Source organism: Zunongwangia profunda SM-A87 (genome assembly GCF_000023465.1).
Lineage (GTDB): Bacteria > Bacteroidota > Bacteroidia > Flavobacteriales > Flavobacteriaceae > Zunongwangia > Zunongwangia profunda.
Genome location: NC_014041.1, coordinates 1,106,465 through 1,128,425 on the forward strand (window position 1 = coordinate 1,106,465; position 21,961 = coordinate 1,128,425).

Sequence of the window (21,961 nt, forward strand, 5' to 3'; positions counted from 1 at the left end):
CTACATAACAATGTTAAGAAAATATTTTGAAAACATTAATACTTTTTCAAAAAAAAATAGCATTTAGGTGGTATTTCTCAATTTGTTTGAGTTTTTGCAAACTGGGAAAAAAATCCTCATAGTTGTTTAAAGATAGGCGTAGCATGTGATTTGCTATCTAAACTGCACACGCCTCATATTTATAGCTTTGTGCTTTACTGTTCAGTTTACATTGAGAACAGTAAAGTCTTGATAGTTTAAACTTAAACGAATGTTATTTGTGGCAAAAACATTAATAATTTTTAAGTGAAAAAAAATCAATTATTTAATTTTGCTTATAAATTTCTGGTTAAAATTATTTTTATGGTGTGCTCTATATCGTAGCTTTTCTGCTTGATGATCAGTTTTTTACCTAAAATGATAATTTTGCTTTTTATACAGAAACCACTAAAATTCTTTAAAAGTTAGTTATGGATGAATCTTCTCGACTTCATGATTTATATGATCATCAAATACTAGATAGCAATCCAGAAAAAATATTCGATGAGCTTACTTATTTGGCTTCATTAATTTGTGGTACTCCTATATCTTTATTTAGTCTTTTGGATAAAGACCGTCAATGGTTCAAATCTGTGTATGGTATTGAATTGAAAGAAACGTCACGTGCAGATGGTTTTTGCCATTACCTATTAGATGGAGCTACGTCTTTATTTGAAATAAATGATGCTACCAACGATCCACGTTTTAAAGATAGTCCTTTGGTAGAAGGCTTTCCTTATATATCCTATTATGCAGGAGCCCCTATTAAAAGTGCTTCAGGGAATATTCTAGGAGCTCTTTGTGTTATTGATCAAAAACCCAATAGCCTTAATGATCACCAAAAGAAAGCTTTACAGATTTTAGCAGGGAAAGCGACTAATTATTTAAAAACCCGTAAGGCACTTATCGATCAACAAAAGAATATAGAACTTAACGCTAGCCGATTAAAACAAATACTCGATAATACGCCGGGAGTTATCTTTCAATTAAGGATTCAAGGTGATATTGATCTTAGTTTTGATTTTATAAGTAGAGGGATAGAGGATATTCATCCTAATCTTTCCGACAAAAAGATGAAAGAGCAGCCAAGAAGTTTTTTACAGTATATTCATCCCGAAGATGTAATGGGATTTCGGCAAAGCATAAGGAAATCAGCTTCTTCCTTAAGTCTTTATAAATATAATTTTCGAATACTTTCATCTAATGGTAAAACAAAGTGGTATAAAGTTAGGGCGACCCCGCAACATATTGATCAGAAGACGGTAGTGTGGTTTGGGACTTTGATGGATGTTTCTGGTATCATGGAATATGAAACAATTTTAGAACAAATTACTTTTGATATATCTCATGTAATCCGTAAACCATTAACTACCTTATTAGCTTTAAACAGTAACCTCCGAAATCATGATGAATTAAATGAAACCGATCTGCGAGAGTATTCAGACATGATTAATATAGTTATTAAGGAACTTGATGTCTTTACCAGAAAGATTGATCAATTCTATCAATTGAAGGTCGCTGATCACCAAGATAGAATGTAACTATCAAGCACTAATACGAATCTAAAATTGAATTCTCGGCATGCCCTAAATAATCTAAATTGCTTATTTTAAGTATCCCTCTTTATATTTCCCCTTCCAATAGCTATGCGAATTGGAAGGGGGAGAAATAAAAATAAATTTCTAATAAATACTTCGTTAGATGCATGTGATATAGTCTTCTACTAAAAAAAATCTATTCTTAATAAATAATAATATCAAAGTTTATAATCCTCTTTAAAATTATTTGGATAAATCCCCGTATTTTTTTTAAAAAATTTGGAGAAATGACTTAGGCTTTTAAAGCCTAAGTCTTCTGAAATATGCAAGAGACCTAAATCATTTTGGAGTATTGCTGCTTTCGCTTTTAATATCACATATTCCGATATTATTGTTTTTACACTTTTGCCTAAAATCTGATAAGTAATACGATCTAAATGCCTTTTACTTAAATTAAGCTGATTGGCATAAAAACCAACTGATTTGTAACTTTTGTAATTTTTAGAAATTTCGACTTCCAAATTATAAATAACATTAAAGTATCTTGTTTTACTATTATCCAAACCACTATATTCAGATAAGTAGTATCTTGATAAATCTATATAAATAATAGAAATGAGATATGCGATTTTTCTAAAGCTGAAATATTCATCACAGTTGTATTCTTCTTTTAAAAACTGAAATTGATGGATAGTGGAGATAAGCTCTTTGTTTTTTAATAATAAACTGGGTGGATTATGATAGGATAAATAGAAGGGATAGTCATTGATCTGGTCGTTGGGTAAAAGTAGGTCGAACAGGTTTTTTGAATGAAAGAAAATATAGCCTTCAGGAGCAACAGTAAATTTCCAGGAATGTACTTGTCCAGGTCGCATAAAAAATATACTACCCGGCTTTATTTCATAGCTTTTAAAGTCTATTTCATGATTCCCTTTTCCTGCAGTAAACAAAACGCATAAATAGAAATCATGGCCATGAGGGGACAATATCAATTCTTTATTTTTTTCAAGATGTTTTCTAAAATCGTTAAAATAAAAATCTATTTTATTTAGATCCTCCTTGAATTTTGGGATAGAGAAAATCGTTGGTTTTTGCATAATGTCTTAAAAGTATAAAAAAAAGGATAAAACGGGTAAGAACTATGATTTTGAGTACTGGTAAATTTGTAGTCCAATAAGAATGATGATGAAAATTTTAGCGATACTGAATAATCGATGTCCTAATTGTGAAAAGGGGAGCATTTTTGATAAAGACCGAGGCTTGATTAATCTTTCAATTCCAAAAATGAATAAAACCTGTCCCTCATGTGGCTTTCAATTTGTCAAAGAGACCGGCTTTTTTTATGGCGCTATGTATGTTAGTTATGCTTTAACGGTAGCAGAAGGTTTTATCTGGTTTTTAATCGGTTATTTTCTTTTAGGACTTTCGTTAATGACCAACTTTCTGATAATCGCTGCGATAGCACTATTATTAAGTAGATTTAATTTCAAAATTTCAAGAACTATCTGGATTTATATATTTTACAAACAACATTAGAATTCTTCATCGTTTGTATGACTTACAAATATCTATTGTAACCAATGGGTATTAATATTGTGTCTAAAATGGATAAGTGTCTTCCTGGGATTATTATAATTACAAATCCAGAGTAGATAGACCATATTTTTGATATCGTTAGAAATACCAGTAATTAATGATGGCACTAAAAGTCTGTGTAACTGCTTTTATATGTGATTTAGCAAAATAAAGCAGGTTTCAGAGCAAATAGACCCTCTTGCGGTCTAAAAAGACTGGTTTTATAAGCTATTCTTACAATGAATAATCCATTTAGATAAACTCAATTTCCCGTTATTGGATGTACAATCTGAATAAATAGTTTAGGTGTCGATTTCAATTTGGCGAAAATATCCCGAGTCTATCCCGTTAGTCATTTATCCTATTTTTTAAATTTCATTAAAGATTGATATATCTGCTTATTAATAAGTAAGCTTAAAAACATAGCAGCCTAAACTATTTTTCTTTATTTATGCACAACCGGTTGTTTCTAGGAGAGATTTCATGAAATGAATATATTTTATCTTGTTTATTGTTAATTTCAATTTTCACTAAAAAATATATTTTAAAATATTGAAAATTAAAAAAACAGTTAAAAAATTTGATGAATTGATTTTAAAAAATTAAACTTGTAGTCAATAAAACTATTAGTTAAAATTGTAAATCTATATTTTCAGTTTATTTAAACAATCGATTTCGTAGACTCGAATAATTTAAAATTTTTATTATGGGGAAATATTTATTAAAATTTAATTTTCTGATGCTTTTGTTTTTCTGTCAGTTATCTCTTGCTCAGGATAACAAGGTAACGGTGTCAGGAACAGTTGAGGACAGTGCAGGTCCCTTACCTGGGGTGAATGTTATTGTTAAAGGAACATCAACGGGGGTGACCACAGATTTTGATGGTAGATATGTACTCGAAGATATACCTGCGGGATCAACTCTTGTATTTAGTTATTTAAGTTTTAAAACGCAGGAAATTCCTTTGAATTCCAGGACGGAAATTAATGTTACTATGGAATCTGATACGCAATCGTTAGAGGACGTTGTTGTAGTTGGATATGGTACTCAAAATCGTTCGGAAGTGACAGGCGCCATTTCTTCTATTGATTCGGAGGAGATTGCCAGTGTTCCAGTAGCAACGGCAGATCAAGCACTACAAGGGAGAGCTCCCGGAGTAAACGTAGTAAATAGCGGTGCACCAGGAAATTCGCCTGTAGTTAGTATTAGAGGTCTTGGAACGCCTAATAACAATAGCCCTTTATATGTTATTGATGGTATTATTGCTTCTGGGATGGGAGATCTAAATCCTAATGATATAGAGAATATTCAGGTGTTAAAAGATGCTGCAACCACGGCGGTATATGGCTCTAAAGGCTCCAATGGTGTGGTTTTAATTACGACCAAAAAAGGTAAAGGCACTCAAAAAGCATCACTGAACTTTGATGCTTACTCTGGGGTTAATTTCGTAAGCTCTCGGTATAACGTATTAAACACTCAACAGTATATTCAATATTTGGATGAAATAGATGCTACACCTACAAGAGTTTCAGATCCTCAATACGCAGATTTCATCAATAATGATACAGATTGGCAGGATGAAATTTTTAGAGGAGGACTTATGCAGAGCTATAATTTAGCACTTTCTGGAGGAAACGAAAATAGTAACTATCGGTTTTCTGGAGGTTATCTAGAGCAAGAAGGAGCTATTATTGAAACTGGATATGAAAGATTTAATTTTAGAGCAAACAGTAATTTCCATTTTGGTAACTTAACCATAGGAGAAACTTTAGGCGTTTCTTTTGATGAACAGAACCCTGAAAGGGATAGTGGAGGGCGTTCTATAATAGAACATGCTATTAAAATTTCTCCTTATCTACCTGTTTATAATGCAGATAATTTAGGAGGCTTTCAGGGGCCTAGTAGTTCAATTGATGGTCAGGATGCAGAAAATCCTGTAAGAGTTCAAACTTTAGGAAATGCCAGTAACCGTTCTGTTAATATAATAGGGAGTCTTTTCGCAGAATATGTGTTTTTCGATAAAATTACTTTTAAATCTCAGGTAGGTCTGGATTATAGTAACTTTAAAAATACCAATTTTATTCCTTCGTATAGAGATGATGAAACTTCTACAAATAGTACTCCATATGCGCAGATAACTAAAAACACTGGGATATATCAATCGTTGACCTATACCAATAGTTTGACTTATAAAGACTCTTTTTTAGAAAATCATAATATTGAATTCCTCTTATTATCAGAGCAGCAAACGATAAAAAATGAATCTATTAATGCGAGTAGTAGAAATGAAATTTCAGATGAGGTAGAACAACTCTCCTTAGAGGGGGCTAATCTTGGTTCAAGCTCTTCAGAATACGTACGTATAGGTTATTTAGGACGATTAAACTATAATTATGATAAGAAATATCTCTTTGCGTTCTCGCTTAGAAGAGATGCATCTTCAAGATTTGGGCAAAGTAACAGATGGGGGTGGTTTACTTCTGTATCTGCAGGATGGAATCTGGGCAGAGAGCGTTTTATGGATGGCTCGATATTCAATAACTTAAAACTTAGGGGTAGTTGGGGAACTACCGGAAATGATAATATAGGTGATTATCGATATAGTTCTACTCTATTAACCAATTTTATTTATCCAATAGGTGGTAATCCCGTTCAGGGAACTACTGCGAATGGGTTGGGTAACGCAGATTTGAAATGGGAAGAAACCGAGATGAGAAATATAGGTTTGGATGTTGGAATTAATAATAATCAGTTTACTCTTTCTTTAGAATATTATAATAATAAAAGTGATGATCTTTTAATTGATCGTCCATTAGCATACTCTTTAGGTTATAATGATCCGGTTATTACTGAAAATGTAGGATCTGTTAAAACTCATGGTTTAGAAGCCAATTTAGGGTATAATGATTACGATGGTGATTTTACATGGTCTGCTAATCTTAATTTTGGAACTAGTAAAAATGAAGTGATATCTCTTGGCGGAGTTCCTTCAATACCGGGTGCCAATTTTGAAGGAGAATTTGTGTCGAGAATATCGGTAGGGGAGCCTTTATTTTATTTTTATGGATATAAAACCAACGGGATATATCAGACACAAGAGGAAATTGAAGAAGTATTAACCGCTAATCCAGATCAAACCGCTGTTAAGCCTGGTGATGTACGTTATGTTGATATCAATAATGACGGTCAAATTAATTCAGATGATAAAGTGAAAATAGGAAATCCCTATCCAGATTTCACCTTTGGTTTTAATTTCAATGCGAATTATAAAAACTTTGACTTGAATTTATTTGTAAATGGTTCGATAGGTAATGATGTATTTAACACCAATATTTACGATTTAGAAGGAATGACAAGGCCATTTAATGCTGGTACCCAGGTATTAAATAGGTGGACTGGTCCGGGTACCTCCAATAGTATTCCCAGAGCACTAGGAGCCACGCAAAACACGAATGCTTCAGATCGATATGTTGAAGACGGTTCTTACACCAGATTAAGAAACTTGGTAATAGGATATTCTTTTCCTTCAGAATTTTTCAATGATACATTCTCAAAATTTAGAGTGTATTTAAGTGGGCAGAATTTATTGACCTTAACAGATTATTCTGGCCTTGATCCAGAAATTGGACGTATTTCACTTAATAATGGGGCAGCAAGAGACAATTTCGAGCTTGGTATAGACCGCGGAAATTACCCTCAACCAAAATCTGTTCAAATTGGTCTTCAAGTTGCATTTTAAAAATTAAAGTTATGATGAAAACATATAAAATTACAGTAATATTTATTTCTGTTTTATTTTGGATTTCTTGTGATACAGACCAATTAGAGCAGAACAATCCAACTCAACTTTCTCCTGAAACATTTTTTAAGAATGAAGCACAGGTAAGAGCATCGGTGAATGCAGTATATGCCAGTCTACAAACTATAGGCTCATATAGTAGAAATTATTACTATATGATGGATAATATGGGACACGATAATACTGCTAATATACAGCAGGAAGCTAATAAAATTATATTCTTGGATTTTTCTTTTGATGCCAGTTCAGAATTGGTTAGAGCATTTTGGGATAGTGAATTTAGAGGAGTTAATAAAGCCAACTTTGTAATAGACAATGCAGATAGAATTAATGAAATCCCAAATTCTCTTTTAAGCCAGGAAATGAAAGATAAATATATAGGTGAAGCAAAATTTCTTCGTGCTTTATATTATTTTAATTTGGTGACAAGGTTTGGAGATGTGCCATTAATTACTACTATTCCAGAAGGTGGTCAAGGCCTGCCTAGAACTGCTTCTGAAGAAGTGTATGCACAGATTATTGCCGATTTAAAAGATGCTTCTCAGACATTATTACCTAAAACTGAAGAAGAAAACGGAAGAGCAACCCGTGGTGCGGCATACGCATTTCTAGGGAAAGTTTATTTATATCAGGAAAATTATGCAGAGGCAATGAATGCTTTTGAAAATGTATATGGAAAGTATGCATTGGCTGAAAATTATTTTGACAATTTTAAAGAAGAAACAGAACATGGTCCTGAATCTATTTTTGCGGTTGAATATGATGAATCTATGCCAAACGGTGCTTTTTGGAATTCTGATGTGAATGGAGAGGGAGGAAATGAGTCTAGTTTAAGAGGTCAGTCTTATGGAATGTTTGATTGGTTTAATGCGTATCCATCAGATGAATTAAGAGCCGAATTTGAAGAAAATGACCCTCGGTTCGATGAAAGCTTCTATACTGTTGGAGATACGTATGCTGGAGGAGTTATTACCGAAATTAGCTTAGACAGACCTGCAGGTTGGAGAAAATATCAAAATTATTATAAAAGAACTAACGAAAATCTTCAATCTGGTATAAATATGAATGTAATTCGATATGCCGATGTTCTATTGATGATGGCAGAAGCCAGTAATGAGTTAAGGAACCAAGCTCAGGCTATTGGATATATTAATGAGGTACGAGATCGTGTTGATATGCCATTATTACAAAATGGGCTAAGTCAGGATGAAGTTTTTCAGGCTATAGTTCATGAAAGAAGAGTTGAATTGGCCGGAGAGCAAGTACGTTTCCCTGATTTGGTAAGATGGGGGCTTGCAGAACAAGAACTCGGGAAATACGGTTATCAGGAAGGAATACATAACTTCTTTCCTATTCCTGAAGTAGAGTTAAATACAAATGATAGTATAAATAGCGGAGATCAAAATCCTGGATATTAATGAAAAATAGAGCTTGATTTAATATTCGAGATATTGATCTATTTAAACCATAAATAGGCAGCTTCTATTAATAAAATTAGAGAGGCTGCTTATTTTAATAAACACTGTTAGTTTGTTTATAGGCAGGAAGGATGTAATCATAACAATTAGCTATAGTAAGCATTTTTTTAACGACCATAGTTATACTACACTTTCTTCTTAACTAGCTTATTACAAACTAATCCATATAACAGATATAAAATGTAACGCAGTTGAAAGTTTTTGTTACATGCAGGGAAAGATACCTAGTATATATTCAAGTAAATTGCTTTCTAAATTTTTGCAGGTTTTGTCTCATACTACCACAAAATTATGCATGGGTTGCAATATGACATGATCCCTAGATGATCTGGTTGTTATTAAAATGATATGAAGATATTTGGTCAATTTTTAATTGTTTCATTGCTATTTGGAGTCTCTAAAGGATATCCCTTTCAGGATACTTTGATGACTTTAAATTATGATGAGCCTGCTAAAGTATGGGAGGAGGCTTTGCCAGTTGGGAATGGTAGGCTGGGAGCAATGGTTTTCGGCAGAACAGGCATGGAGACTATTCAATTAAATGAAGAAACCGTTTGGGCCGGGGAGCCTGGAAATAATGTTGTCACTCTAAGTGAAGAACAGTTAGAGGAAATCAGGAAGGCTATTTTTCAGGAGGAGTATCAAAAAGCCCAACAATTAGCAGATAAATATCTATCAAAAAAAGATAATAATAGTGGAATGAGCTACCAGACGGTAGGCAATCTAATTCTTAATTTTCCCAATTCAAATGCAGTGCGGGATTATAAGCGGGAGTTAGATATCAGTAAAGCTGTAAGTACTGTTACTTATAAAACCGGAGGTGTTGCATATAAACGCCGTATCATTTCTTCTTTTCCGGACGATGTGATTATGGTAGAGCTTACTGCAAACAAACCTGGAAGCATCTCTTTTGAAATGGGCTTAAAAAGTCCACACAAAAGTCATGATATTCAGATTAAAAATGATGAGGTATGGCTTTCCGGAACCTCCTCAGATCAGGAAAATAAAAAAGGAAAAGTAAAATTTCTGGTAATTGCAAAACCGAAAATTGAAGGTGGAAGGATTGAAACTACAGAAAACAGATTAAAAATCACAGGGGCTAACCGTGCTGTTATTTATATTTCTATAGCCAGTAATTTTAAAAATTATAAAGATCTTTCTGAAGATGCAGAAAGCAAGGCTATTGCACTATTGAATGCTGTTTATATCAAAGAGTTTGGTAAGTGTCTTGATGCTCATATTGCCGAATACCAGCAATATTTTAACAGGGTGCAACTAGATTTGGGAACTTCTAATGCCATAAATAAAACTACCGATATTCGATTAGAAGAATTTAATGACTCTGATGATCCGCAGCTAATTGCGCTATATTTTCAATTTGGCCGCTATCTTTTAATTTCCAGTTCTATGCCAGGAACACAACCTGCCAACCTTCAGGGGATTTGGAATAAGGAAATCAATGCACCCTGGGATAGTAAGTATACTGTGAACATAAATACAGAAATGAATTACTGGCCTGCTGAGGTGGCTAACCTTTCAGAAATGCATAAACCTCTTTTCGGTCTAATAAAGGATATTTCTGAAACCGGAAAAGAGTCGGCAGAAAAGATGTATCACGCTCGAGGTTGGAATATGCATCATAATACTGATATCTGGAGGATTTCAGGAGTTGTTGATCCGCCTTTTTATGGGTTATGGCCCCACGGTGGAGGTTGGCTAAGTCAGCATTTATGGCAACATTATCTGTTTACTGGCGACACCAAGTTTCTAAAAGAGGTATACCCAATCTTAAAAGGTACTGCACTATTTTACAAAGATATCCTTCAGCAGGAACCTGAAAATAAGTGGATGGTAGTAAACCCCTCTAATTCTCCTGAAAATGGTCATACAGGTGGGTCAAGCCTGGCAGCTGGAACCACTATGGGAAATCAGATTGTACAGGACGTTTTCTCAAATTTTCTGGAGGCCTCCCAAATCTTAAATGAAGATAAAAAATTTTCTGACAGTATTAAAAATGTGACACCAAACCTTGCTCCTATGCAAATTGGTAAGTGGGGACAACTACAGGAATGGATGAAAGACTGGGATCGACAAGACGATAAACATCGGCATGTTTCGCATTTGTACGGACTTTTTCCTTCTAATCTTATTTCTCCTTACCGTACTCCAAAATTATTTGCTGCCGCTAAAAATTCTTTGCTAGCCCGCGGTGACGAATCTACCGGATGGTCAATGGGTTGGAAGGTGAATTTATGGGCGCGTCTTTTGGATGGTGACCATGCGCTGGCACTTATCCATGATCAGTTAACGCCAAGTAGACAGGCGGGACACGGTGAAAAAGGAGGAACTTATCCTAATCTTTTTGATGCCCATCCGCCGTTTCAGATCGATGGAAATTTTGGATGTACGGCGGGGATTGCTGAAATGCTCCTGCAGAGTCAGGATGGTGCAGTTCATATTTTACCTGCGCTTCCCTCTACATGGAATAAAGGAGAAGTAAAAGGTTTAAAAGCCAGGGGTAATTTTGAAATCGATATCGCCTGGGAAGAGAACAAACCGGTTAAAGTGAACATCACTTCAGCCATTGGTGGTAATTGTAGATTGCGTTCCTATTATCCACTTTCAGGCGATGGATTAAAAAAAGCTACCGGTGTAAATCCTAATCCACTTTTTAAACTTCCACAGACTAAAGAGCCACTCATCTCTTCTGATGCAACTATAATAGCACCTGAATTAAAACCGGTTTATGAATATGATCTGGCAACAGAAGCAGGGAAAGAATATCTCATAAAACTTGCAGATGATGAATAATATTAGACAAAAAAGTTCCTTTGTTTTTGTAGTTTTTATGCTTTTTGGGATGCTGGGTTTTTCGCAGCAAAAACCCTATCAGAACCCTAATTTAAGTCCCGAAGAACGTGCTGAGGATTTAGTGAACAGATTAACATTAGAAGAGAAAGCTTCTCTGATGTTTGATGTTTCTGAAGCAATTCCCCGTCTTGGCATTAAAAAATTTAACTGGTGGAGTGAAGCCTTACACGGTTTTGCAAATAATGATGATGTAACTGTCTTTCCAGAGCCAGTAGGAATGGCAGCTTCTTTTGATGATGAATTAGTGTATCAGGTTTTTGATGCAACCTCAGATGAAGTACGTGCGAAATATCATGAGGCTCTTCGGAACGGAGAAGAAAATAAGCGTTTCCTGAGTCTTTCCGTATGGACCCCCAATGTCAACATCTTTAGAGACCCACGTTGGGGACGCGGACAGGAAACTTATGGAGAAGATCCATACCTGACTTCAAGAATGGGTGTTCAGGTGGTAAAAGGACTACAAGGGCCTGAAGATGCTAAATACAAGAAACTACTGGCTTGTGCCAAACATTACGCGGTTCATTCAGGACCGGAATGGAGCCGTCATGAACTTAATCTCAATAACGTATCTCAAAGAGATCTCTGGGAGACCTATTTGCCTGCTTTTAAAGTACTGGTACAGGATGCCAATGTGCGACAGGTCATGTGTGCTTACCAGCGTTTAGACGATGAACCTTGTTGTGGTAGTGACCGTTTGCTTCAGCAGATCTTAAGGGAAAAATGGGGTTTTGAGCATCTTGTAGTTTCAGATTGTGGTGCGATACAGGATTTTTATACCTCACATAACGTATCGTCAGATGCTGTACACGCTGCTGCCAAAGCTGTTCTGGCCGGTACAGATGTGGAGTGCCAGTGGGATAAACATAATTATAAATTATTGCCAGAAGCCGTAGAGAAAGGTCTGGTAAAAGAAGAAGATATCGACAGGAGTGTAAAAAGGGTTTTGATAGGCCGATTTGAACTTGGTGAAATGGATCCCGATGAGATTGTTCCTTATGCCCAGATTCCTGCATCGGTGATTAATAATGAAGAACACCGGCAGCTGGCTTTAAAAATGGCCAGGGAGTCGATGACCTTACTACAGAATAAAAATAATATTCTTCCACTTAGTAAAGGCCAGGATAGAATTGCGGTTATCGGGCCAAACGCAGATGATGAACCCATGCTTTGGGGAAATTATAATGGTACCCCGGTTAGAACAATAAGCATTCTTGATGGAATCACTTCAAAGATTGGAGAAAAAAGTATTGTCTACGATAAAGCCTGTGATCTTGTTGAAGATAAGGTTACACAAAGTTACTTTTCTCAAATTTCGTTTGATGGAAAACCTGGATTTAAGGCGACCTATTGGAACACTCCGGATTATAGCGGCGAAATAGTCGCTATCCAGCAAATTGTAAATCCCATAAAACTAACTACTGCCGGACAGCACGAATTTGCTTCTGGGGTTAAACTTGAAGGTTTTTCTGGAAAGTTTGTGGCAGAATATGTGCCTGAAAAAGATCAGGAAATCGTCTTCAACTTTGGAGCTACAGGTCATTTCGAACTTTTCGTGAATGGAGAATCATTGCGCAGTTATAATAACTGGCGTACATTACCTTCTAAAATCCCTTATAAGGTTGAAAAAGGGAAAAAGTATACAATCGAAATTCATTACGCTCAGCTTAATAACTGGCAGGCAAATTTAGAATTCAATTTTGGAAAGGAGATTCCCGTAAACTATGAGGATCTTCTTAAAAAACTAAAGGGAATAGAGACCGTAATTTTTGTTGGTGGCCTTTCAACCAAACTTGAAGGAGAAGAAATGCCCGTTTCTTATCCAGGATTCAAAGGAGGCGATCGTACAGATATAGCCCTTCCTTCAGTACAAAGAAACTGCTTAAAGACATTAAAAGATGCTGGCAAAAAGGTCATTTTCGTAAATAATTCAGGTTCTGCAATTGGACTCGTGCCAGAAACAACATCCTGTGACGCTATTTTACAAGCATGGTATGGCGGGGAATCTGGTGGGCAGGCAGTGGCCGATGTGCTTTTTGGGGATTATAATCCGTCTGGAAAATTACCTGTAACTTTTTATAAGGATACCACGCAACTTCCAGATTTTGAAGATTACTCCATGAACGGTAGAACCTATAGGTTTATGAAAGCTGAACCACTTTTTCCATTTGGACATGGCCTTAGTTATACCAATTTTAAAATAGGCGAAGCCCAGCTTGATAAAAGCGAAATTGATACTTCCTCATCGGTTAATATTACCATTTCGATTAGTAATGAAGGGAAAACTGAAGGGGTGGAAATTATACAGGTTTATGTTCATAAACAAGGTCTTGAAGAAGGGCCTATTAAAACTTTAAAAGGATTTAAGAGGGTAAATCTTAAGCCAAATGAAATGAAAAATGTGACAATTAATCTGCCCTCAAATTCTTTTGAATTTTATGATAAGAAGGCACGAAGCATGAAAGTGATGCCAGGGAACTATGAGATTTTCTATGGAAATTCTTCAGATGACAAGCAACTAAAAAAAACTGAATTAAAAATCCACTAATATGAAAACCAGAATACTGTTACTTTTTTCTATGCTGCTTTTCGCATTTAGTGCCAGAGCACAGGATCCAAATTTTCATATTTATCTGGCTTTCGGTCAGTCTAATATGGAAGGGCACGCCAAAATTGAACCTCAAGATACGGTAGCTATTAGTGAACGTTTCAAGGTTTTATCAGCAGTAGAATGCCTAAACCTGGATCGTAAAAAAGGAGAGTGGTATACGGCCAAACCGCCGCTATGCAGATGTAATACCGGCTTGACTCCCACAGATTATTTTGGTAGGGAGATGGTAGAAAATCTTCCAGATAGTATTAAAGTGGGAATCATAAATGTTGCCGTTGGCGGTTGTAAAATCGAGCTTTTCGATAAAGAAAATTATGAGTCGTATGTAGCTTCGGCACCAGGATGGCTAAAGAATATGGTTAAGGAATACGACGGTAACCCCTATAAAAGACTAGTAGAAATGGCTAAAATTGGTCAAAAAAGAGGGGTGATTAAAGGAATTCTATTGCATCAGGGTGAATCGAATACCGGTGATACACTTTGGCCACAAAAAGTAAAAGGAGTTTATGATAACCTGATTAAAGATCTAAAACTAGATCCTAAAAAAACTCCTTTACTTGCCGGTGAGATGGTTAGTAAAGAAGAAGGGGGGGCTTGTGCCAGCATGAATACTATCATTGCTAAGCTTCCAGAAGTTCTTCCTAATGCTTATGTAGTTTCTTCTGAAGGCTGCACTGCCGTAAACGATCATCTGCATTTTACGGCTGAAGGTTATCGAAAGCTGGGAAGACGTTATGCCGAAAAAATGCTGGAGGCGAAAGGTTTTGAAGGACTGGAAAAAGAAGCCCCTAAAGGTTTTGACCAGAAAAGAGAAAATATTGCCCATGGAAAGCTGGACAGTATCAGTTATAAATCGAAAACCGTAGGAACTACTCGAAAAGCTCTGATTTATACGCCACCTAATTATTCAGAAAATAAGAAGTACCCGGTGCTTTATTTATTACACGGTATTGGTGGCGATGAAAAAGAATGGCTACGTGGCGGGAATCCGCAGGTGATTCTCGATAATTTGTATGCTGACAGAAAAGCTGAGCCTATGATCGTGATAATGCCTAACGGAAGGGCAATGAAAGACGACCGTGCCGTTGGAAATATCTTTGATAGTACCAAAGTTGCAGCTTTTGCCAATTTTGAAAAAGATTTGCTAAAAGATCTTATTCCTTATATAGAAAAGAATTATCCTGTGAAGAAAGATCGGGAATACCGTGCAATAGCTGGTCTTTCCATGGGTGGAGGACAAACTTTGAATTTTGGGCTCGGCAATCTGGATACATTTGCATGGGTAGGAGCTTTTTCATCGGCGCCAAATACTAAAACACCAAAGGAACTGGTTCCAGACCCGGAAAAGGCCAGAGAGAAATTAAATCTGTTATGGATTTCTTGTGGAGATGCCGATAACTTATTGCCATTTAGCGAGCGAACACATGAGTATTTGATGAAAAATGATGTCCCTCATATTTATTATATAGAACCAGGTGTACATGATTTTAAAGTTTGGAAAAACGGACTTTACATGTTTGCCAAAATGATATTTAAGCCCGTAGATCAGTCAAAATTCAACGATTACAGTCTGTTAGGAAAACCCGCTTCTACCAATGTAGGCAATGCTCAATACCCTCAGATTTTACCTAATGGCCGAGCAGTTTTTCAGGTGAAAGCTCCGGAAGCAAGAGATGTGAAAGTAGATTTGGGGCGTAAATACGATATGGATAAAAATAAAGAAGGGATCTGGAAAGTCACCACAGATTCCCTTAGTGAAGGGTTTCATTATTATTCCATTCTTATAGACGATGTTCCGGTGGCCGATCCTAATAGTGAAACTTTTTACGGAATGGGGAGAATGGCCAGCGGGATAGAAGTTCCGTTTGCTGGGGATGAGTATTATGCTTTAAAAAATGTTCCTCATGGTGATATTAGAATGGAGCAGTATTTCTCTCCGGTGTTGAATAGCTGGAGGACATTTTATGTTTATACCCCACCGGGATATGACGAAAATAAAGATAAGAAATATCCTGCCCTTTATTTATATCATGGCGGTGGTGAAGACGAACGTGGCTGGGCACAGCAGGGAAAAGCGAATCTTATTCTTGATAATCTTATAGCAGAGGGAAAAGCAAAACTTATGCTGGTAATCATGCCAGATGGGAATATGCCGGTGTCAGCCTTTGATGAAAACGGATTGAAAATGTTCGAAAATGAATTACTTGAGGGATTAATCCCTCATGTTCAGGAAGAATATCGCGTTATCGACGATGCAGACAGCAGGGCAATAGCCGGTTTATCGATGGGTGGTATTCAGACACTTTATGCAGGCATCCCAAACACCGATCATTTTTCATCGCTTGGGGTTTTCAGTTCGGGATGGATTGGAGAAGATAATAAAATTGCAGAGGCTCAGTATAGCTATATGAATGAAAATGCCGAAAAAATTAATCAGAATTTAGAGCATTTTTATATTTCCGAAGGTGGGAAAGAGGATATCGCCTATAAAAATGGTAAAAGAATGATATCAAAATTCGATAAAATGAATATCGATTATACCTACAATGAATATCCTGGCGGCCATGCCTGGCCGGTATGGAGACACGATTTATATACGTTTGCCCCTCTTTTATTTAAAAAACAATAAGCAAATTATGAAACATAAGATGTTAGTTTTTGTGGCTATCCTGCTGTGTTATTCCGGGTTCTCACAAAACCCGCAGCAGGAAATTAAAGAAGACTTTAAGCCTTCTTCTAAAAATCAGCCCGGGCAGGAATATCCTCAGGTAAATTCTCAGGGTTATGCCCGTTTCAGAATTGTAGCTCCCGCAGCCGATAGTGTTCGGGTGAGCTTGGGATTAGGCGGCCAAGGAGGTACCAAACTTGAAAAAAACGAAGAAGGAGTCTGGATGGGAACCACCGCGGGACCTATGGATGAAGGTTTCCATTATTATCACGTAAATGTAGATGGTGGGACTTTTAACGATCCGGGAGCAAAGAATTACTATGGCTCGGTTCGTTGGGAAAGTGGCATCGAAATTCCGGCACACGACCAGGAATTTTACGCTTTAAAAAATGTTTCTCACGGAAGTGTTCAGCAAATTCTTTTTTCTTCGCCAAGTACAAAAACTTCCCGTCGTGCTTTTGTATATACTCCTCCGGGATATTATGAAAATAGAGATAAGAATTATCCTGTTTTATACCTACAACATGGTTGGGGTGAAGATGAGACGGCGTGGAGTAATCAGGGACACGCCAATCTTATCATGGATAACCTTATTGCTGAAGGGAAAACAGCACCTTTCCTAATCGTAATGACATACGGAATGACCAATGAAATTAAATGGGGCGGCTTAAAAGACTTTGATATTAAACATTTTCAGACGGTTTTGGTTGATGAACTTATTCCTTATGTAGATGAAAATTTTAGAACCATAGCTGATGAAGAACATCGCGCCATGGCCGGTCTTTCTATGGGCGGCATGGAAACCAAAATGATTACTTTAAACAAACCTCATGTATTTTCTCATTATGCCCTTTTAAGTGGCGGTACCTATTCACCTAAAGATTTACAAAATCATAAAGATCTTAAACTTGTTTTTATAAGCTGCGGAAGTAAAGAACGTCCCGATGCGGTTAAAAATTCCGTAGAAGAACTTAAGGCTGCCGGTTTTAATACGGTGAGCTATATTTCTGAAGGTACTGCACATGAATTTCAAACCTGGCGACGCAGTCTGCATGAACTAGCACCTTTATTATTCAATTAAAAGATATGAACCGAATTCAGCTAGTAATATTTATTTTCTTTGTTAGTTTCTCTTTGCCATTTTCAGCGCAAACCGATGATATGGTAAAGGAAGATTTTCAGGCATCGTCTGTGAATCAGTCTGGAAAAGAATTTCCGAAGGTAAATTCTGAAGGTCTTGTAAGAGTCCGCGTAGAAGCTCCGAAGGCTAACAATGTGCAACTTGATATTGGCGGGATGAAATATGACCTCAAAAAGAATGATGAAGGTGTTTGGACAGGAGAATCAGCTCCGCAAGACGAAGGTTTTCATTATTATCAGCTGAATATAGACGGAGCTTCGGTTCCCGATCCAGGTTCAAAATATTATTATGGTGCTGGACGATGGGGTAGTGGTATTGAAATTCCGGCTCAGGATCAGGAATTTTATGAGATGAAAGATGTTCCGCATGGCAGTATTACAGAGAATATTTATTTTTCTGAAATCACTCAGGATTGGCGTCGCAATTTTGTTTATCTGCCACCGGGATATTTCGAAAATTTTCAAGAGCGCTACCCGGTACTTTATCTACAACACGGGAGTTTTGAAGATGAAACCGGATGGGCTTCCCAGGGACATGCCAATCTTATTCTTGACAATCTTATCGCTGCTGGTGAAGCCAAAAAAATGATTGTGGTTATGGATAATGGCTATGCCAACAAACCAGAAGTAATGCAAAATGCTCAGGATGGGGATGGCCGTCCAAAATCTGCTTTTGAAGAAGTGCTTATCGAGGAAGTTATTCCCAATATTGATAAAAAATTCAGAACAAAATCTAGTAGATCATATCGCGCCATTGCCGGATTATCCATGGGAGCCAATCAGACGATGAGAATCATAATGAACAATTTAAACCTGTTTTCTTATTACGGTGGATTTAGCGGAACGTCCAATTATCCAGGAAATGAAAAAATTGATACCAGGACATTTCTGAATGGAGCTTTTGAAGATGCCGATGAGGTAAATGAAAAGCTGAACGTACTTTGGCTTGGTCTCGGAACTAAAGAGCCGGAAGTGTTCTTTAAAACCGTGGGTGATTTTAGAGAAATGTTAGAAAATAAAGGGATAGACTATAGCTTTTACGAGTCGCCGAAAACGGCACATGAATGGCTTACCTGGCGCAGATGTTTGTATCAGTATGCTCAATTATTATTTAAATAAAGAAAGATAAATAAAAACGCTTATAACTAAAATTAATACAAGAATTAGATAGAATGAAAAAAACACTTAAATCACCAATTTACAAGTATAGTCCAGTGCTTCTTTTAATGGCGTTGTTGCTATTCTCATTTTCTGAAAATGAAAATAGTACAGAATCTAAACCGAAAAAAGCAACTAACGAACCGGTTTTTCTTAGCGCCACTTACAAAGGTGAGGATAAAGTATATAAGGAATATCCACTTAAAGATGGTGAATTCTATAACCCTATACTTCAGGGAACCTATCCTGATCCCGCTATTACCCGTAAAGGAGATGATTATTATATGGTATGTTCTTCTTTCGCCATGTTTCCTGGTGTGCCTATTTTCCATTCCAAAGACCTGGTAAATTGGACACAGATTGGACATGTGTTAGACAGAACTTCTCAGCTAGATGTGCACAATACCGGAATAAGTCAGGGAGTTTATGCTCCGGGAATCACTTATAATGAGAATAACGACACTTTTTATATGATTACTACTGCATTTGCTGGTGGTTTGGGGAATATTGTAGTAAAAACTAAGGATCCCATGAAAGGTTGGAGTGAACCTTATAAATTAAAGTTTGATGGGATCGACCCTTCTATATTCTTTGATGATGACGGAAAAGCGTATGTGGTGCATAACGATGCGCCAGAAGAAGCACTTTATCAGGGACATCGGGTGATTAAAATCTGGGAATACGATGTAGAGAAAGATCAGATCATTGCAGGAACCGATAAGGTGATCGTAAATGGTGGAGTAGATTTAGCGGATCAACCTATCTGGATCGAAGCACCGCATGTTTATAAAAAAAACGGACTGTATTATCTAATGTGTGCTGAAGGTGGTACCGGTGGTTGGCATAGCGAGGTGATTTTTGTAAGTGATAATCCAAAAGGACCTTATGAGCCTGCACCAAGCAATCCTATTTTAACTCAGCGTTATTTTCCCAAAGACCGTGAGAATATGGTAGACTGGGCAGGGCATGCTGATTTGGTAAAAGGTCCTAATGATAAATATTATGGTGTTTTCTTGGCCATTCGCCCAAACGAGGCCGGGCAGGTAACTACAGGAAGGGAAACCTTTATTTTACCTGTTGACTGGTCTGGTAAATTCCCCGTTTTTGAAAACGGACTGGTACCTATGGAGCCAAAACTCCAAATGCCAGAAGGAGTGGAAAACAATACCGGTAAAGATGGATTTTTCCCTAACGGAAACTTTACTTTTACAGACGATTTTCAGGCAGATACGTTGGATTACCGATGGATTGGACTCAGAGGTCCAAGAGAGGATTTTATGAAAAAGACTAAAAAGGGACTCCAAATTAAGCCTTTCGAAACCGATATTAATGAACTAGCGCCAACTTCTACATTATTTTATCGCCAGATGCATAAGGATTTCACCTTTATGACTGAGATGAAATACAAGCCTAAATCTGCTGAAGATATGGCGGGAATCACTTGTTACCAGAATGAGCGTTTTAATTATGCTTTTGGAATTACCCGAAAAGATAAGGACTATTACCTGCTTTTGGAAAGAACTGAAAATGGTAAATCTAAAATCGTAGCGAGTAAGAAAATTGATCTGGATAATCCTGTTTCATTGAAAGTAAAGGCGAGAGGAGATCAATATGAATTTAGCTATGCGCTTGATGGAGAAAATTATGAAAATCTGGGAGGGAAAGTTTCAGGAGATATTCTCTCGACAAACGTGGCTGGTGGTTTTACCGGTGCCATGGTTGGCTTATATGCCACTTCGGCTAATGATGCAACTCCTAATTAAACATACTAAAACTTAAGATTTTGAGAATTTTAAATAAAGCTGTAGCGGTATTAACCATAATGATGGGGTGTACAGCTGCAGCTCAAAAACCAATTATTCAGACCAAGTATACAGCAGATCCTGCGCCAATGGTATATAATGATACTATATTCCTCTACACTTCACATGATGAGGATGATGCGGAAGGTTTTAAAATGCTGGACTGGCTGCTGTATACATCGACCGATATGGTAAACTGGACAGAGCATGGTGCCGTGGCTTCTCTGAAGGATTTTAGCTGGGCGCCCCAGGATAATGGTGCCTGGGCTGTGCAGTGTATTGAAAGAAACGGTAAATTTTACTTGTATTGCCCTATGCACGGTAGCGGTATCGGAGTTTTGGTTTCAGACAGCCCCTATGGACCATTCAAGGATCCACTTGGCAAACGCTTGATTGATACAGACCATATTTGGAATGATATAGATCCTTCTCCATTTATAGATGACGATGGGCAGGCCTATCTATATTGGGGAAATCCTGATGTGTATTATGTGAAACTGAATGAAGATATGACTTCTATAGAAGGAGAAGTTGTAAAAATTGATTCGAAACCTGAAAACTATCAGGAAGGTCCCTGGGTATGGAAACATGATGACCATTATTATCTAGCCTATGCTTCTACCTGCTGTCCAGAAGGGCTAGGGTATGCTATGAGCGACTCGCCTGAAGGTCCCTGGGAATACAAAGGAATGATCATGGACGCTACCGAGAAAACAAGAGGAAATCATCCGGGAATAATTGAATACAAAGGAAAGTCGTATGCTTTTGGTCATAGTTATGATATTTTAAAAAGTAAAACTTCGATTTTTTATGAAAGACGTTCGGTTGATGCGGATGAAATGAAATATAATGAAGATGGAACCATTCAAACCATTCCTTACTGGAATGACAAAGGTCCTGAACCAATCGAAAACCTAAATCCATTCCATAGAACAGAAGCGGAAACCATTGCCTGGAGCGAAGGTGTAAAAACTAACAAAACTGAGGATAAGATATATGTAACCGCGATTGAAGATGGAGATTATATGATGGTGCAGGGTGCAGATTTTAAAAATGGCGCAACGAAATTCAAGGTTTTTGCTCAGCCAGTTTCAGGAGGAACTATCGAGATCCGATTAGATGGAGCAGAAGGGCAGCTTATAGGTAGCTCTAAAATTGAAAAAGAAGCCGGAAATACCTATAAATTATATACTAGTAACATGGAAAAAGTGCCGGGAGTTCACGATATCTACTTTGTTTTTAAAGGAGGTGATGGCGAGCTATTCAATCTAGATTACTGGGAATTTCAAAAATAAAAATCAATACT

At 36.9% G+C, this 21,961-nt stretch carries 12 protein-coding genes; 11 read left to right on the forward strand and 1 reads right to left on the reverse strand.

All coding sequences use genetic code 11. The features are described from left to right. Positions 1-449: 449 nt before the first annotated feature. Entirely contained in the window at positions 450-1,559 is a 1,110-nt protein-coding gene (locus ZPR_RS22425) for a GAF domain-containing protein (RefSeq protein WP_013070514.1), read from the forward strand. Positions 1,560-1,774: 215 nt separating this feature from the next. On the opposite strand, the gene ZPR_RS04865 is transcribed toward ZPR_RS22425, so the two are convergent. Beyond that, on the reverse strand, positions 1,775-2,653 hold the full coding sequence (locus tag ZPR_RS04865) for an AraC family transcriptional regulator (RefSeq protein ID WP_013070515.1): 879 nt from the start codon (positions 2,651-2,653) through the stop codon (positions 1,775-1,777). 187 nt (positions 2,654-2,840) lie between these two features. Between ZPR_RS04865 and ZPR_RS04870 the strand changes: the two genes are divergently transcribed. From ZPR_RS04870 to ZPR_RS04915, 10 genes are all read left to right on the forward strand, one after another. Beyond that, the gene (locus tag ZPR_RS04870) at positions 2,841-3,092 is read left to right on the forward strand and encodes a DUF983 domain-containing protein (protein WP_233421365.1); all 252 of its coding nucleotides are present in this window, start codon (positions 2,841-2,843) and stop codon (positions 3,090-3,092) included. A gap of 745 nt (positions 3,093-3,837) precedes the next feature. Next, entirely contained in the window at positions 3,838-6,870 is a 3,033-nt protein-coding gene (locus ZPR_RS04875; RefSeq protein WP_013070517.1) for a SusC/RagA family TonB-linked outer membrane protein, read from the forward strand. Positions 6,871-6,881: 11 nt separating this feature from the next. Then, positions 6,882-8,348, forward strand: a complete 1,467-nt coding sequence (locus ZPR_RS04880) for a RagB/SusD family nutrient uptake outer membrane protein (RefSeq protein WP_013070518.1) — start codon at positions 6,882-6,884, stop codon at positions 8,346-8,348. 408 nt (positions 8,349-8,756) lie between these two features. Next, positions 8,757-11,219, forward strand: a complete 2,463-nt coding sequence (locus ZPR_RS04885; protein ID WP_013070519.1) for a glycoside hydrolase family 95 protein — start codon at positions 8,757-8,759, stop codon at positions 11,217-11,219. Beyond that, on the forward strand, positions 11,209-13,824 hold the full coding sequence (gene xyl3A, locus ZPR_RS04890) for a xylan 1,4-beta-xylosidase (protein ID WP_233421366.1): 2,616 nt from the start codon (positions 11,209-11,211) through the stop codon (positions 13,822-13,824). Before ZPR_RS04885 ends, xyl3A begins: the two co-directional genes overlap by 11 nt. A 1-nt stretch (position 13,825) precedes the next feature. Next, a complete protein-coding gene (locus ZPR_RS04895) occupies positions 13,826-16,516 on the forward strand; it encodes an alpha/beta hydrolase-fold protein (protein WP_013070521.1) in 2,691 nt (896 codons plus the stop codon). A 7-nt stretch (positions 16,517-16,523) separates the two neighbouring features. Next, complete coding sequence (locus tag ZPR_RS04900) at positions 16,524-17,636, forward strand: alpha/beta hydrolase-fold protein (RefSeq protein ID WP_041578687.1); 1,113 nt, start codon at positions 16,524-16,526, stop codon at positions 17,634-17,636. A gap of 5 nt (positions 17,637-17,641) precedes the next feature. After that, complete coding sequence (locus ZPR_RS04905; protein ID WP_013070523.1) at positions 17,642-18,814, forward strand: alpha/beta hydrolase; 1,173 nt, start codon at positions 17,642-17,644, stop codon at positions 18,812-18,814. A 53-nt stretch (positions 18,815-18,867) separates the two neighbouring features. Beyond that, complete coding sequence (locus ZPR_RS04910) at positions 18,868-20,616, forward strand: glycoside hydrolase family 43 protein (protein ID WP_041578688.1); 1,749 nt, start codon at positions 18,868-18,870, stop codon at positions 20,614-20,616. Positions 20,617-20,636: 20 nt separating this feature from the next. Further along, positions 20,637-21,950 carry a glycoside hydrolase family 43 protein gene (locus ZPR_RS04915; protein WP_013070525.1) on the forward strand — a complete coding sequence of 438 codons (1,314 nt, stop codon included), beginning with the start codon at positions 20,637-20,639 and terminating at the stop codon, positions 21,948-21,950. Positions 21,951-21,961: the final 11 nt, after the last annotated feature.